Origin of the sequence: Streptomyces tyrfis (genome assembly GCF_037034285.1) — a bacterium.
Classification (GTDB): domain Bacteria; phylum Actinomycetota; class Actinomycetes; order Streptomycetales; family Streptomycetaceae; genus Streptomyces.
This window is the reverse complement of the sequence record NZ_JBAGJZ010000013.1, coordinates 107,244-121,464: the sequence shown is the minus strand read 5'-3', so window position 1 is coordinate 121,464 and position 14,221 is coordinate 107,244. Positions and strand designations below refer to the sequence as shown.

The window sequence follows — 14,221 nt, the reverse complement described above, 5'->3', positions numbered from 1 at the left end:
CGGGCGCGGGACCCGCGGGGGGCGGCGCTTCCCGGCCCGGTCAGTCGTCGTCGCCCCGGTTCGGGCTCAGGGGTCGGCGCCGGGAACGGCGCGCCAGCTCGCCCGCGGCCAGGGTCACGCGCGCCACGCCGCGGGCCCACCGGGGCCCGCCGCGATCCGCCCACACGACGCACGCGCACCCGCCGACGGCGAGCACCAGGATCCCGAGCAGTACCAGAACAGCCATCGCTTCCCCCATGTCCGCGCGTGCCGGAGAGCATACGGTCCGAGTGATCGTCCCAGGCCGCCGCCGGGCCTGTCGGCGGGAGGGGCCGACAGCGCGGCGGTCCGCCCCGCGCCGCCCGGTGCGGCGCCACGGAGCACGTCCGACTGATCGCTCAGAGCGAACACGGCCCGGGGAACAATGGCGGGCTCAGAAGCATTGAGCCTTAGCAGCTCAAGTTGACTGCCGAAAGGGAGATCATGACTACCGAGTCCCACACGGTCACCCCGCTCGCCCTTCCCGTGCTGCCGCTCGACGACGAGGTCGTGCTGCCCGGGATGGTGGTCCCGCTGGACCTGTCCGACGCCGAGGTGCGCGCCGCCGTGGAGGCCGCGCAGGCCGCGGCCCGCGAGGGCGGCGGCAAGCCCGAGGTGCTGCTCGTGCCGCGCGTCGACGGGACGTACACCGGCACCGGCGTCATCGGCACGGTCGAGCAGGTCGGACGGCTGTCGGGCGGTGACCCCGGGGCGCTCGTCCGCGGCCGGGGCCGGGTGCGGATCGGGGCCGGGACCAGCGGGCCCGGCGCCGCCCTCTGGGTGGAGGGCGTCCGGGTCGACGTGGACGCGCCCGACCCCCTCCCCGGGGCCGCCGCCGAGCTGGTCAAGGAGTACAAGGCCCTCGCCGCCAGCTGGCTGAAGAAGCGCGGCGCCTGGCAGGTCGTGGACCGGATCCAGCAGATCGAGGACGTCTCCGCGCTCGCCGACAACTCCGGCTACTCGCCCTTCCTCACCACCGCCCAGAAGGTGCGGCTGCTGGAGACGGCGGACCCGGTCGCCCGGCTGAGGCTCGCCGTCCAGTGGCTGGGCGAGCACCTGGCCGAGCAGGACGTCGCCGAGTCCATCGCCAAGGACGTCCAGGAGGGCGTCGACAAGCAGCAGCGGGAGTTCCTGCTGCGCCGCCAGCTGGACGCCGTGCGCAAGGAGCTCGCCGGGCTCAACGGCGACCCGGAGGACGAGTCCGGCGACTACCGGGCGCGCGTCGAGGCCGCCGGCCTCCCCGAGCACGTCCGCGAGGCGGCGCTCAAGGAGGTCGACAAGCTGGAGCGCGCCTCCGACCAGAGCCCCGAGGGCTCCTGGATCCGGACCTGGCTCGACACCGTCCTCGAACTGCCGTGGAACGAACGCACCAAGGACGCCTATGACATCCGCGGCGCCCAGGAGGTCCTGGACGCCGAGCACGCGGGCCTGCAGGACGTGAAGGAGCGGATCACCGAGTACCTGGCCGTCCGCAAGCGGCGGGCCGACCGCGGCCTCGGCGTCGTCGGCGGCCGCCGCGGCGGCGCCGTGCTGGCGCTGGTCGGGCCGCCGGGCGTGGGCAAGACCTCGCTCGGCGAGAGCGTGGCGCACGCCATGGGCCGCCGCTTCGTCCGGGTCGCGCTCGGCGGCGTGCGCGACGAGGCGGAGATCCGCGGCCACCGGCGCACCTACGTCGGCGCCCTGCCGGGCCGGATCGTCCGCGCGATCAAGGAAGCCGGTTCGATGAACCCGGTCGTCCTGCTCGACGAGATCGACAAGGTCGGCTCCGACTTCCGGGGCGACCCGGCCGCCGCACTCCTCGAAGTCCTCGACCCGGCGCAGAACCACACCTTCCGCGACCACTACCTGGAGGTGGAGCTCGACCTCAGCGACGTCGTCTTCCTGGCCACGGCCAACGTCCTCGAAGCGATCCCGGAGGCCTTGCTCGACCGCATGGAGCTGGTCCGGCTCGACGGCTACACCGAGGACGAGAAGGTCGTCATCGCCCGCGACCACCTGCTCCCGCGCCAGCTGGAGCGGGCCGGGCTGGGGCCCGACGAGGTGGCGATCGACGAGTCCGCGCTGCGCGCCCTGGCCGGCGAGTACACCCGCGAGGCCGGCGTGCGGAACCTGGAACGGTCCGTCGCCCGGCTGCTCCGCAAGGTCGCGGCCCAGCACGAACTGGGCGAGCGGGAGCTGCCGTTCACGGTCGCCGAGGCCGATCTGCGCGGGCTGATCGGACGCCCGCACCACGTCCCGGAGTCCGCCCAGGACCCGGCCGAGCGCCGCACCTCGGTGCCGGGCGTGGCCACCGGGCTCGCGGTGACCGGCGCCGGCGGGGACGTGCTGTACGTGGAGGCGTCGCTGGCCGACCCGGAGACCGGGGCGTCCGGACTGACCCTCACCGGCCAGCTCGGCGACGTGATGAAGGAGTCCGCGCAGATCGCGCTGAGCTTCCTGCGGTCGCGCGGCGCGGAACTGGAGCTGCCGGTCGCGGACCTGAAGGACCGCGGCGTGCACATCCACTTCCCGGCGGGCGCGGTCCCCAAGGACGGCCCCAGCGCGGGCATCACGATGACGACGGCGCTGGCCTCGCTGCTCTCCGGGCGGCTGGTCCGCACGGACGTGGCGATGACCGGCGAGGTCTCGCTGACCGGGCGGGTGCTGCCGATCGGCGGCCTGAAGCAGAAGCTGCTGGCCGCGCACCGGGCCGGGATCGCCACCGTGGTGATCCCCAGGCGGAACGAGGCGGATCTGGACGACGTCCCGGCCGAGGTCCTGGAGACCCTCGACGTCCACCCGGTGACCGACGTCCGCCAGGTGCTGGAGATCGCCCTCGCGCCGGCCTCCGCCGCCGTGCCGGGGGAGCGGGTCCCGGCCGCGGCGTAGGCCCCGGCCTCGCACCGAGGCCCTCCGGCACGTCCGGGCCCCGGCACACCGCGGGTGTGCCGGGGCCCGGCGCGTTCCGGGACGCGCCCCTTTGCTGCCGGGGCGGCGGACCGCCTTTGGTGTCAGGGGTGGTAGACCGTCCCCGGCACCGGCTCGGCGGGCGCCATCAGCTGCGGGACGGTGACGAACGTGTACCCCTGCTCCTTCAGCGCGTCGATGATGCCCGGCACCGCCGGGACCGTCCCCTCGTAGATGTCGTGCAGCAGGATGATGCCGTCCTTGCCCGCCTGGTCCAGGATGCGCTTGCGGATCAGCGCCGAGTCCGTCGTCGAGTAGTCCTTGGCGGTGGCGCTCCACAGCACCTCGGACAGGCCCAGCTCCTTGCTGATCTTGGAGACCGTCTCGTCGGTGCGGCCCTGCGGCGGGCGCATCAGACGCGGCTTCTTCCCGGTGATCTCCGCTATCGCGTCCTGCGTCTTCTCCAGCTCGGCCCGTATCTCCGCGGGCTCGCGGTCCGTCAGGATCCGGTGCGTCCAGGTGTGGTTGCCCACCTCGTGTCCCTCGGCGGCGAGCCTGCGCACGGTGTCCGGGTACTTCTTGACGTGGTTCTTGCCCAGCAGGAAGAAGGTCGCGTGCACCTTCTTCTCCTTGAGGACGTCCAGCAGATGCTCGGTGTCCTCGCCCGGTCCCGCGTCGAAGGTCAGCGCGATGCACTTCGCCTTGCGGCAGTCCGCCGGGCCGAAGGCGCCCTTGGCGTCGGAGCCCGCGTCGGCGCGCGCGTCCGCCGGGGCGGTGGTGTCCGAGGAACAGCCCGCCAGCGTCAGGGTGAGTGCCGTCACAAGGGCGGCGGCCAACCCCGCGCCGGCCGGCTTCGTCTTCGAGAACAAGGCGGGTCACTCCTCCGTAGCCGCACGAACCGAGCACGCGATGCGCGCCGGAGAAGGACTATACATACGGTGTATACACGTATTGCATAGGGGTGGGCGCCTGGCCGGGGGCACGGGCCGGGGCACGGCGAAGCCCCCGGCGATGGGTGGTCGCCGGGGGCTCGACGGGATGCGGCGGTCGGACCGCGGTGCGGGTGCGGACGGCCGGCTCAGCCGTTCGCGAGGGCCTGCACGCGGTCGTAGGCGCCGTTGAAGCGGTCGTGGTCGCCCACGTAGGGGCCGGACGAGGTGTACTGCCACATCGTGTAGAAGCCCCAGCCGGCCGGGAGGTCGCCGACCGTGCTGTTGTAACGGGCCACCCACAGCGGGTTGGTGGCGCCGAAGCCCGCGTTGTTGCCGGTGCAGGTCGTCCACCAGCTGGTCGCCGTGTAGATGACCGCGTCGCGGCCGGTGCGCGCCTTGTAGGTGTTCACGAAGTCGCGGATCCACGACACCATGGCCGACTGGCTCTTGCCGTAGCACTGGTCGCCGTACGGGTTCCACTCGATGTCGAGCACCCCGGGCAGGGTCTTGCCGTCCCGTGACCAGCCGCCGCCGTGGTCCACGAAGTAGTTCGCCTGCGTGGCGCCGCTGGTGGTGTCCGGGGTGGCGAAGTGGTACGAGCCCCGGATCATGCCGACGTTGTACGAGCCGTTGTACTGCTGCGCGAAGTACGGGTTCGTGTAGTACGTCCCCTCGGTGGCCTTCACATAGGCCCACTTCACGCCGCTGTTCCAGAGCGTTCCCCAGTCGACGTTGCCCTGGTGGCCGCTGACGTCGACGCCTTCGGTCTGGACGGCGCGGGTGTCGCGGGGCAGGGCGCCCTGGCCGTCATGGGCGACGACGCCCATGCCCATCGTGGCCGCGCCGCGGGCGGGCTTCTTCGCGGCGGCGTCGGACCCCGCGGCGCCGGCCGCGCCGGGCAGGGCGAGGAGGAGGGAGAGGGCTGCGAGCAGGGTCCCGGCCGCGGCGAAGCGTGAGCGGCGGGGCCGTCCGGGGCCGGATCTGAGCACGGGCATGTGGTGCCTCCGAGGCGTTGGTGGGGGGACGCGCTGATCCCAGGGAGCGCCGGGTGCACCCCCTGTCGTCGTGGCATGGTGTGAACATGCCAGGCATGACGCTACGCACGTAGACCCCGGGGAGGGAAGAGGGGCTCGCCGCCGTCGTTGGTCTATGCCTGCGAAATACTGACCGAGCTGCGGCGATGACCAGCGGCGGAAGAAACTTTCAGCGGCAGGAAAGCTCATGAGGGGTGTTGACGTGCACGGGAGCGAAAGCGGTAGTGAACGCGGCGCGACCAGTGGAAGTGGTGTGGACCACGCATTCCTCGCCCTGGAACGGGAATTGGCCGTCTTCCTGCGCCGGGCGCGCGCCAACTCCGGCGAGATGGCGCGCGAGGTCCATCCCGAACTGGAGCCCGCCGCCTACGGGCTGCTCGTGCGGCTGGAATCGGCCGGGCGGCAGCGCGCCACCGACCTCGCGGCCTACTTCGGCGTGGGCAAGGCGACCGTGAGCCGTCAACTGCGCGCCCTGGAGGGGCTGGGGCTGGTGGCGCGCGAGCCCGATCCGGACGACGGGCGGGCCTCCCTCGTGCACCTCACGGACGAGGGGCTGGACCGCTACCGCAGCGTCCGCGACGCCCGCCGCGAGCGCTATGTGCGCAAGCTCGCCGACTGGGACCGGGACGAGGTGGCCGAACTGGCCCGGCTGCTGCACCACTTGAACGCCCGCGCCGAGGGCTGACCCCGCGCCGCGTACTCCGTGCGCCGCAGTCCGCGCCGCGCACTCCGTGCGCCGCATTCCACGCCCCGTCCGGCGCGCGGTGCGCCGTGCGCCCCGGCGCGTGTGCGGGCCGCCGCCGGCGGGACGCGCCGTCTCCGTGCGCGCCGCCACCGGCCTCGCGGTCCCACGGCCCTACGAGGCCGCCGCCGGCCTCACGGCGTCACCAGGACCGCCGTCGCGTCGTCGTGCGTCTTGCCGCGGCGCAGGCGCGCGCGCCCCGCCCCCGCGTCCGCGTCCTCCAGCGCCCTGACCCGGTCGATCAGCGACTGCGGCCCCTCCTCGCGGAGCACCGCGAGGCAGTCCGCCCAGTCGCCCTCGTGGAACATCTCGGTCCAGCGGGCCGCGCCGTCGGTCAGCGCCGCCACCGACCGTATGCCGGCGAGCGGGGTGCGTCCGGTGACCGCGCGGGCCGCTGCGGAGGGGTCGGCCGCGGCGGTGAAGAAGCCGCCCTCCTTGTTCCGCAGCCGCGCGTCCACGGTCGCCTCGTCGGCCAGCGAACCCGGCGGCAGCCGGTCCAGGCGGTCGTCGAGGAGGGGGCGCACGGTCCCGTCCGCCAGGCCGAACAGCAGCACGGAATCGGAGAGCACCGCATGCTCGATCTCGTGTTCGTCCCAGCGCGCCAGGACGACCGTCGCCTGCGGCGTTCGTGCGTGAGAAAGGTCACACGAGGATGCGTGAGCCTCGGCGGTGCACCGAATGGACTCGGCCAAGATCTCCCGCAGACTCAGATCTCGTCGCGAACCGGACAGTTCGAGCAGTGAGCCGCCGAGTCGGGCGGTGAACCACGGGACGGAGTGCACGCAGCCGTCGTCGCCCGTCGGCGGGGTGACCCCGTCGAGCAGGACCAGCGTCCCGCCCTGGCCGGAAGCGGGAAGAGCGGCGGCGGCCCAGTCCTCGTTCGGGCGGTCGGGGCTCCCGGCGGCGGTGGCGAGTTCGATGCGCATGCGCCCAGTCTGCACGACGTCTTCACGGGCCCTGCACATGGCCAAAATTGGCCTATACCAGCAGGTCAGAGGGGTGCAATGAGCGGAAGGAGAGGCTCCGTGCCGCGTGCGGGCGGGCATCTTGCCAAAGCCGGGACCGAAGTTCCACCTGACGGTCCAGGTGTGGTGGACGCGCCTCCGGGGGAGACTTGTTCGTCAACTCTGGAGTGATGTTCACTCGTTCGGGTGGCGGAGCGGTTGATGCGCGCCCCCTTCTCAAATGCGCTGGAATGGTCGGAAGCCGTACCAGGGGTCGGGGCGCTCGCTCACACGTGACCGCGCGTCACCTCTGCTTCAAGGGCGGACGAGTCAAGAATGCGAGCACCGGTGCAGAAGAAGCGGCCTCGGAGCAAGGGCGGCAAGAAGAGCGGTTCCGAGGTGACGCCTCCGGCGCCCGCCGAGGGCGCGAGCACCCGGCGAGCCGTGCGCGTACGCACCAGGCTGGTCGCCGGTGTCGCCGTCGTCGGCATCACCGTCATCGCCGCGGGGTCCCCCGCGATCCTCGGCGCCTCCGCCGACCTGAACGAGTCGCAGCGGCTGGTGACCCTCGCCGAGCTGAACCAGCAGGCGATCGCGCTCGCCCACGCCCTCGCGGACGAGCGCGACGAGGTCACCGCCCGCATCGCGGCCGACCGCGACGAGAAGGCCGGGGGCAAGGGCGGCTCCGGCGCGCGGAGCGCCCGCGTCGACCAGCAGCTGGACGAGATCCGGTCGGCCGCCCCCGAGTCGCTGCGACGCGATCTCGCCACCGTCCCGTCCGTGCGCCGTGCCGCGCTCGGCGGCAAGGGCACGGCGCTGGAAGCCCACCAGGCGTACTCCGAGATCATCGCCAAGCTCCACGACGTGGCCGACGAGCTGGTGGAGAAGACCCCGCCGCGCGCCGCCTCCACCGGGCGGGCCCCGCTCGCCCTCGGCCGCGCCACCGAGCAGGCGTCCGCCACCCGCGGGCTGCTGGTCGCCGCCCTCTCGGTGCCCGGCGCGGACTCGGCCCCGCAGATCGACCCGATCACCGGCCTGCCCGTGCAGCAGCAGGGCGGAAGCGACGACGACCGCGTCCGCGACGAGCTGAGCGCCGCGGCCCAGCAGGCCCGCGTCGGCGAACTCGCCTCGCTGGCCGACTTCGACCAGAGCGCGGGCCCCGCCACCCGCGACAAGCTGACCTCCGTCGTCACCGGGCCCGAGGTCGCCGGCGCGGAGAAGTACCTCAACACCCTGACCGACCGCCCCGAGCTGTCCGAGTCCGAGCAGCGCACCAGCCGCAAGAAGGTCGAGGAGGCCCTGTCCGCCCGCCTCGACCGGATGCGCAGCGTCGAGTCCGCCCTCGGCACCGAGCAGATCCGCCACCTCGAACAGCTCCGTGACGACGATGTCACCGCGCTCGAACTGCGGATCGCCCTGCTCGGCGGCTGTCTGCTGGTCGCGGTCGGCGTCTCGACGGCGGTGGCCCGCACGCTCACCCAGCCGCTCGCCGTGCTCCGGATCGGCGCCGCCCGCCTCGCCGCGGAGCCGGACACCGCCGAGCCCATCCGCTACACCGGCCGCAACGACGAGTTCGCCCAGGCCGTACGGTCCGTCAACGCCCTGCATGGCAGGCTCCAGGGCCTGCTCGGGGAGCACAACGGCCGCTTCGAGCGCCTCCGGGCCGAACACGCCGAGCTGGTCGCCGGACGCGAGGCGCTCACCGTGCAGCGCGCCGAGCTCCAGGTCCTGACCACCGATCTCACCGCCCAGCTGGAGCGGTTGCGGAACACGGTCGACCACACCTTCGTCAACCTCGCCCTGCGCACCCTCGGCCTCGTCGAGCGCCAACTCGGCGTCATCGAGAGCCTGGAGGAGCGCGAGCACGACCCGGAGCGGCTCTCCACCCTCTTCAAGCTCGACCACATGGCCACGGTCATGCGCCGGCACAGCGAGAACATGCTGGTCCTCGCGGGCGCCGAGCACGGCCACGGGCACGCGGGCCCGATCCCGCTGGTCGACGTGGCGCGCGCGGCCGTCTCCGAGATCGAGCGGTACGAGCGGGTCACCATCCAGTCCCTGCCGCCGCACGCCCAGATCGCCGGTTTCGCCGCCGACGACCTCAGCCACCTGGTGGCCGAACTCCTGGAGAACGCCACCTCGTTCTCACCCCCCGACTCCCATGTACAGCTCTCCGGCTGGCTGCTGGAGACCGGCGAGGTCATGCTCTCCGTGCAGGACGAGGGCATCGGGATGTCCGCCGAGCGGATGGCCGACCTCAACACCCGGCTCGCCGACCCCGCCCTGTTCACCTCGTCGGGGCACGACGACAAGGGCGCGCCCGAGGCCGGACTCGGCCTCCACGTCACGGCTCTGCTGGCCGCGCGTCACGGGGTGCGGGTCCAGCTGCGCGACCACACGGGCAGCGGCCTCACCGCCGTGGTCGTGCTGCCCACGTCGCTGCTGCCGAAGGCGCCGCCGGCCGCCGCACCGCCGCCGGTGAAGGTCGCCGGGGACGGGCCCGGGCTCAACCTGCCCGGATCGGTCGCCGAGGCCAACTCCAACGCGCTTCCCGGCCGTACCACGCCCGGCGGCCAGGCCGACGATCCGCTGATCGCCGCCGCCGAGCGGGCGATCCTCGCCTCCGGAACCACCGCCGAGCCCGCGCCCGCCGCCCCGGCGGCCCCCGCGCCCGCCCCGGCCGCGGACCACGGCGCGGCCGAGGCCGAGATCACCATGCAGGTCCGGCTGCCGAAGGCCCCGGACCCCGCGGACGCCCCGGCCCCCGATACGTACGCCACCGGCCCCGACCCGTACGCCACCGCACCCGACGTGCCAGCCGGGACCCCCGATGCGTACGCCACCGGCTCCGCCCCGTACGCCGAGGGTTCCGGCGGATTCGCCGCCGCCCCGGACCCGTACGCCGCCGGCCCCGACCGGCACGAGCGCGCCGCGGACGAGTCCCCGGAGCCGTACCGCCCGGAGACGCCCGCCCCGGAGCCGTACGCCGCGTCCGCCCACGACGTCGCGCCCGAGCCGTACGCCGCGCCCGCCGCCCCGGAGACCTACGGCGCGCTCGCGCCCGCGCCGGACGCCGCGCCGGAGCCCGCCGGGGCGTCCGCCGCCGACTCCCTGCCGGGTCCCCGGCAGCCGGAGCCGCAGCAGGAGGTGGTCACGGACAAGGGGCTGCCCAAGCGCACCCCCAGGATCGTCAAGCCCAGCACCGCGCCCACCAGCGAACGCAAGGGCGGCCTGGACAAGGAGGCGCTGCGCCGACGGCTCGGCGGCTTCCACCAGGGAGCCAGGGACGGCCGCCGCGACGTCGAAGCGGAGCTCGCCGCGACCACGGCGACCCAGCCGCTTCCCGGAGCCGCCGCGCCCACCGACCACAGTGAACCGGCCAACCGCACCAACGACCGAAGCGATGAGACGGGGGACACAGTCGAGGAGGCACGCAGTTGACTGCGCCCAGCACATTCGGGCTGAGCACCGAGGCCCGGAACCTTCACTGGTTGCTGAGCAATCTGGTGGAGGAGGTGCCAGGGGTCCACTCGGTCACCGTCGTGTCGTCCGACGGGCTGATGCTGCTCTCCTCCGACCCCGGCCATCTGAACGCCCAGGCCACCGGCCGACAGGACGGGCCCAAAGGATCCAGCGCCGACCTGGCCACCATCGTCTCCGGCATCGGAAGCCTCACCCAGGGCGCCGCCAAGCTGATGGACGGCGGCAACGTCAAGCAGACCATGGTCGCCATGGACGAGGGCAGCGTCTTCGTCATGTCGATCAGCGACGGCTCGCTGCTCGGAGTGCACGCCACCCCGGACTGCGACATGAGCGTCATCGCCTACCACATGGCGTTGTTCGTCGGCCGAGCCGGACACGTACTCACCCCCGAACTCCGCAGTGAGCTGCGCAAATCGATGGAGAGCACCCAGTGACGTCCGCTGCTGAACCCGCCCGCAGGCTCCCGGTCCGCGGGTCCGACCGAAGGCCGGCGCGGGTCCGCCCGTACTCGCTCACCGGCGGCCGCACCCGCTTCGGCCACGTCCTGCTCGTCGAGACCTTCGTGGCCGCGCTCGAAGCCCCCGAGGAGCGCCGCGAGCTGACCAACGGCACGCGGCCCCGCCTGATGCCGGAGCTCCAGGCCATCGTCGAGCTCTGCCGACGGATGCGCACGGTCGCGGAGATCTCCGCCCTGCTGAAGATGCCGCTGGGTGTGGTCCGGGTGCTGCTCAGCGACCTGGCCGACCAGGGAAAGATCCGCGTGTACGGGACCGGCCACGGCGCCGGGCAGCCCGACCGCGCACTGCTCGAAAGGGTGCTCGATGGACTCCGCCGTCTCTGAGGCGTCGCTCTTCGCCCCGCGCCAGCCGGGCGCCGTGGACCAGGCCGAGGAATCGTTGCAGTCCTGGCAGCTGGACCACACCCGGGCGCCCATCGCCACCAAGATCGTGGTCGCGGGCGGCTTCGGCGTCGGCAAGACCACCTTCGTCGGGTCGGTCTCCGAGATCACCCCGCTGAAGACCGAAGCGATGATGACCCAGGCCAGTGAGGACACCGACGACCTCACCGCGACGCCCGACAAGCTCACCACGACCGTCGCGATGGACTTCGGCCGCATCACGCTCGCCGACGACCTCGTGCTGTACGTCTTCGGCACCCCGGGTCAGCAGCGGTTCTGGTTCATGTGGGACGACCTGGTGCGCGGGGCGATCGGCGCGGTCGTGCTCGCCGACACCCGCCGCCTTGCCGACTGCTTCCCCGCGCTCGACTACTTCGAGAGCTGCGGCCTGCCGTACGTCGTCGCCGTCAACCACTTCGAGGGAACACCGGAGTTCGAGGCGGAGGACGTCCGGGAGGCCCTGACCATCCCTCCGCACGTGCCTGTTGTGATCATGGACGCGCGTAACAGGATCACCGTGGTCGAGTCGCTCCTCGCCCTCGTCGGCCACGCCCTGGACGCCACCCCCTGACGGGACGGAACCGGCCGCGCCGGCCGGTCCGCCCGTGGCACAGACACGCAGAACATCGGAGAACCGCGATGCGGAGAATACTCATAGTCGGGGCCGGGCAGTCCGGCCTCCAGCTCGCCCTCGGACTTCAGTCCAAGGGGTACGAAGTCACCCTGATGTCCAACCGCACCGCCGACGAGATCCGCTCCGGCCGGGTCATGTCGACGCAGTGCATGTTCCACACGGCGCTCCAGTACGAGCGCGACTACCAGCTCAACTTCTGGGAGTCGCAGGCCCCGCGCATCGAGGGCCTCGGGCTCTCGGTCGCCGCCCCCGACTCCTCGCGCGCCGTCGACTGGGTCGGCAAGCTGGACGGCTACGCCCAGTCCGTCGACCAGCGCGTGAAGATGGCCGGCTGGATGGAGACGTTCGCCCAGCGCGGCGGCCAGCTCGTCATCCACGGCGCGGCCGTCTCGGACCTGGACTACTTCTCCCGCACCTACGACCTGGTGCTGGTCTCGGCGGGCAAGGGCGAACTGGTCTCCATGTTCGCCCGGGACGCCTCGCGCTCCCCGTTCGACGCCCCGCAGCGCGCCCTGTCCGTCGCGTACGTCCACGGCATGGGCCCGCGCCCCGAGCACCCCGAGTTCGACGCGGTCCGCTGCAACCTGGTCCCGGGCGTCGGCGAGCTCTTCGTGATGCCGACCCTGACCACGTCCGGCCGCGCCGACATCCTCTTCTGGGAGGGGATCCCCGGCGGCCCGATCGATGTGTTCCAGGGCATCAAGGACCCCTCCGAGCACCTCGCCAAGACGCTGGAGCTCATGGAGCGGTACCTCCCGTGGGAGTACGCCCGTGCCACCAAGGTCGAACTGACCGACGCCAACGGCACCCTGGCGGGCCGCTACGCCCCGACCGTCCGCAAGCCGATCGGCCGGCTGCCCGGCGGCGGCCTGGTGCTCGGCGTCGCGGACGTCGTCGTCGCCAACGACCCGATCACCGGGCAGGGCTCCAACTCCGCTTCCAAGTGCGCCAATTCGTACCTGGACTCCATCCTGGAGCACGGCGACCGGCCGTTCGACGAGACCTGGATGCAGGCCACGTTCGACCGCTACTGGGAGACCGCGAAGCACGTCACGAAGTGGACCAACGCCATGCTCGGCGTACCCCCGGAGCACGTGCTGAACCTGCTCGGCGCGGGCAACCAGTTCCAGGCGATCGCCAACCGGTTCGCCAACGGCTTCAACAACCCGGCGGACTTCGAGAACTTCTTCTTCGACCCGGAGAAGACCAACGCCTACCTCGCCGAGGTCACCGGCGCCGCGTAGGCGCCCGACCGTGACGGCCCGGGCCGGGCCCCGCCGGGATGCCACCGGGTTCGTACCGGGTGCGCTGGGATCCCGCCGGCGGGGCCCGGCCCGGCCGTCGTCCGGGGCCGCCCCGCGCGGGACGGTTCCCCCGGCGACTGCCCGTACGGGCCGTTCCGGCGGGACCGTCGCGGCGGGCCGTTTCTACTCCGCGGGCGCGGAGGAGAAGCCGTAGCCGGTGTCCGAGCCCGCGGTCGCCCCGTGCGGGAGGCGCGGGGGCTTGTACGCGGTCAGCGAGGCGTTCCCCGGGTCGGGGCGCACGGCGCCCAGCAGGGGGTTGGACGCCACCGGCGACACCTTCACCCGCGCGCCGGGCCGGGGGGCCTGCACGACCAGGCCGTTGCCGATGTACAGCGCCACATGGGTGGCCCCGGGGAAGTAGATCACCAGGTCGCCCGGGCGCAGCGCGTTCAGCGGCACCCGGTGCAGCCGCCGCCACTGCTCCTGCGAGGTGCGCGGGATGATCCGGCCCGCCTTCGCCCACGCCCGCGAGGTCAGCCCCGAGCAGTCGAAGGAGTCCGGGCCCTGGGCGCCCCACACATACGGCTTGCCGAGCTGCCGCAGCGCGTACCGCATCGCCGCGCGCCCCTCGGCCGACGGCGCACGGGACGAGGACAGCACGCCCGAGGCGAGCAGGGCGCGTTGCGCCCGCTCCATGCCCCGGCGTTCCAGCCTGGCCAGTTCGGCCAGTTGCCCGCCGGAGAGCGACGCCAGCCTGGTCTGCACGGCTTCGAGCCGTGACCGCACGGCGTCCCGCCGACTCCTGCGCTGTGCGGTCAACGCGCGCTGACGGGCCAGCACCGCGCGGGACTCGGCGGCCAGCCGGCGGGCGCGCTCCTCGTCCGCCGTGAACCGCCGTACCGCCGAAGCCTGTTCGGCGGCCAGGCGCTCGACCAGGTGCTCCTGGTCCAGGAAGTGCTCCGGATCGCGGGCCAGCAGCAGCTGGGCGTACACGGAGAAGCCGGACCGCCCCTGGTACTGCTCCCGGGCCAGCCGGCCCGCCTCGTCACGGCTGCCGGCCAGTGCGGTCCGGGCGGCGGCGAGGGCGGTGTCGAGCCTCTTCGCCTGAGCCGTGCGCTTCTTGAGCTCGGCGGCCGTCCCGTTGTACGCCTCGGTGGCCTCCTCGGCCCGCTGGTACAGCGTCTGAAGCTCGGTCAGGAGCCGGGCGACACGGCCCTGGCCGGGGGCGGGGGCCGGGGGCGCCGGTGTCGTGGGGGCGGCGGGCGGCCTCTCGGCCCGCCTCGCGGCGGGCGCGGCGGCGGTGGCGGGAGAGGCCGCGACGAGCGTGGAGAGGGCCGCGGTGCAGCAGACGGCACGCAGGAATCCGCCTGACACGACATCACCTCCGGGCATGGGGCGCAGCGTCG

At 73.2% G+C, this 14,221-nt stretch carries 12 protein-coding genes; 7 read left to right on the top strand and 5 right to left on the bottom strand.

The features are described from left to right. Positions 1-40: 40 nt before the first annotated feature. Positions 41-226 (bottom strand): hypothetical protein, encoded by a 186-nt coding sequence (locus WA762_RS12840; RefSeq protein WP_335935672.1) that lies wholly within the window; start codon positions 224-226, stop codon positions 41-43. A 236-nt stretch (positions 227-462) separates the two neighbouring features. Between WA762_RS12840 and lon the strand changes: the two genes are divergently transcribed. Then, entirely contained in the window at positions 463-2,886 is a 2,424-nt protein-coding gene (gene lon, locus WA762_RS12835; RefSeq protein WP_335935671.1) for an endopeptidase La, read from the top strand. A 122-nt stretch (positions 2,887-3,008) separates the two neighbouring features. On the opposite strand, the gene WA762_RS12830 is transcribed toward lon, so the two are convergent. Both WA762_RS12830 and WA762_RS12825 read right to left on the bottom strand, forming a co-directional pair. Next, entirely contained in the window at positions 3,009-3,773 is a 765-nt protein-coding gene (locus WA762_RS12830; RefSeq protein WP_335935670.1) for a polysaccharide deacetylase family protein, read from the bottom strand. A gap of 209 nt (positions 3,774-3,982) precedes the next feature. After that, a complete protein-coding gene (locus WA762_RS12825) occupies positions 3,983-4,831 on the bottom strand; it encodes a lysozyme (protein ID WP_335935669.1) in 849 nt (282 codons plus the stop codon). A gap of 226 nt (positions 4,832-5,057) precedes the next feature. Here WA762_RS12825 and WA762_RS12820 point away from each other — a divergent pair, with 226 nt between their 5' ends. Then, complete coding sequence (locus WA762_RS12820; protein WP_443080573.1) at positions 5,058-5,555, top strand: MarR family winged helix-turn-helix transcriptional regulator; 498 nt, start codon at positions 5,058-5,060, stop codon at positions 5,553-5,555. 191 nt (positions 5,556-5,746) lie between these two features. On the opposite strand, the gene WA762_RS12815 is transcribed toward WA762_RS12820, so the two are convergent. Next, a complete protein-coding gene (locus WA762_RS12815; protein WP_335935668.1) occupies positions 5,747-6,538 on the bottom strand; it encodes a hypothetical protein in 792 nt (263 codons plus the stop codon). A gap of 354 nt (positions 6,539-6,892) precedes the next feature. Between WA762_RS12815 and WA762_RS12810 the strand changes: the two genes are divergently transcribed. The 5 genes from WA762_RS12810 (at position 6,893) to WA762_RS12790 (ending at position 12,815) form a co-directional block, all read left to right on the top strand. Then, positions 6,893-9,997, top strand: coding sequence for a sensor histidine kinase (locus WA762_RS12810; protein ID WP_443080572.1), 3,105 nt, complete (start codon positions 6,893-6,895; stop codon positions 9,995-9,997). Beyond that, positions 9,994-10,473, top strand: a complete 480-nt coding sequence (locus WA762_RS12805; RefSeq protein ID WP_335935667.1) for a roadblock/LC7 domain-containing protein — start codon at positions 9,994-9,996, stop codon at positions 10,471-10,473. Before WA762_RS12810 ends, WA762_RS12805 begins: the two co-directional genes overlap by 4 nt. Further along, positions 10,470-10,880, top strand: coding sequence for a DUF742 domain-containing protein (locus tag WA762_RS12800; RefSeq protein WP_335935666.1), 411 nt, complete (start codon positions 10,470-10,472; stop codon positions 10,878-10,880). The genes WA762_RS12805 and WA762_RS12800 overlap by 4 nt, the downstream gene beginning before the upstream one ends. Beyond that, positions 10,861-11,508 (top strand): GTP-binding protein, encoded by a 648-nt coding sequence (locus tag WA762_RS12795; RefSeq protein WP_335935665.1) that lies wholly within the window; start codon positions 10,861-10,863, stop codon positions 11,506-11,508. The genes WA762_RS12800 and WA762_RS12795 overlap by 20 nt, the downstream gene beginning before the upstream one ends. 68 nt (positions 11,509-11,576) lie before the next feature. Next, on the top strand, positions 11,577-12,815 hold the full coding sequence (locus WA762_RS12790) for a styrene monooxygenase/indole monooxygenase family protein (protein WP_335935664.1): 1,239 nt from the start codon (positions 11,577-11,579) through the stop codon (positions 12,813-12,815). A 183-nt stretch (positions 12,816-12,998) separates the two neighbouring features. On the opposite strand, the gene WA762_RS12785 is transcribed toward WA762_RS12790, so the two are convergent. Continuing rightward, a complete protein-coding gene (locus tag WA762_RS12785; RefSeq protein ID WP_335935663.1) occupies positions 12,999-14,189 on the bottom strand; it encodes a C40 family peptidase in 1,191 nt (396 codons plus the stop codon). Positions 14,190-14,221: the final 32 nt, after the last annotated feature.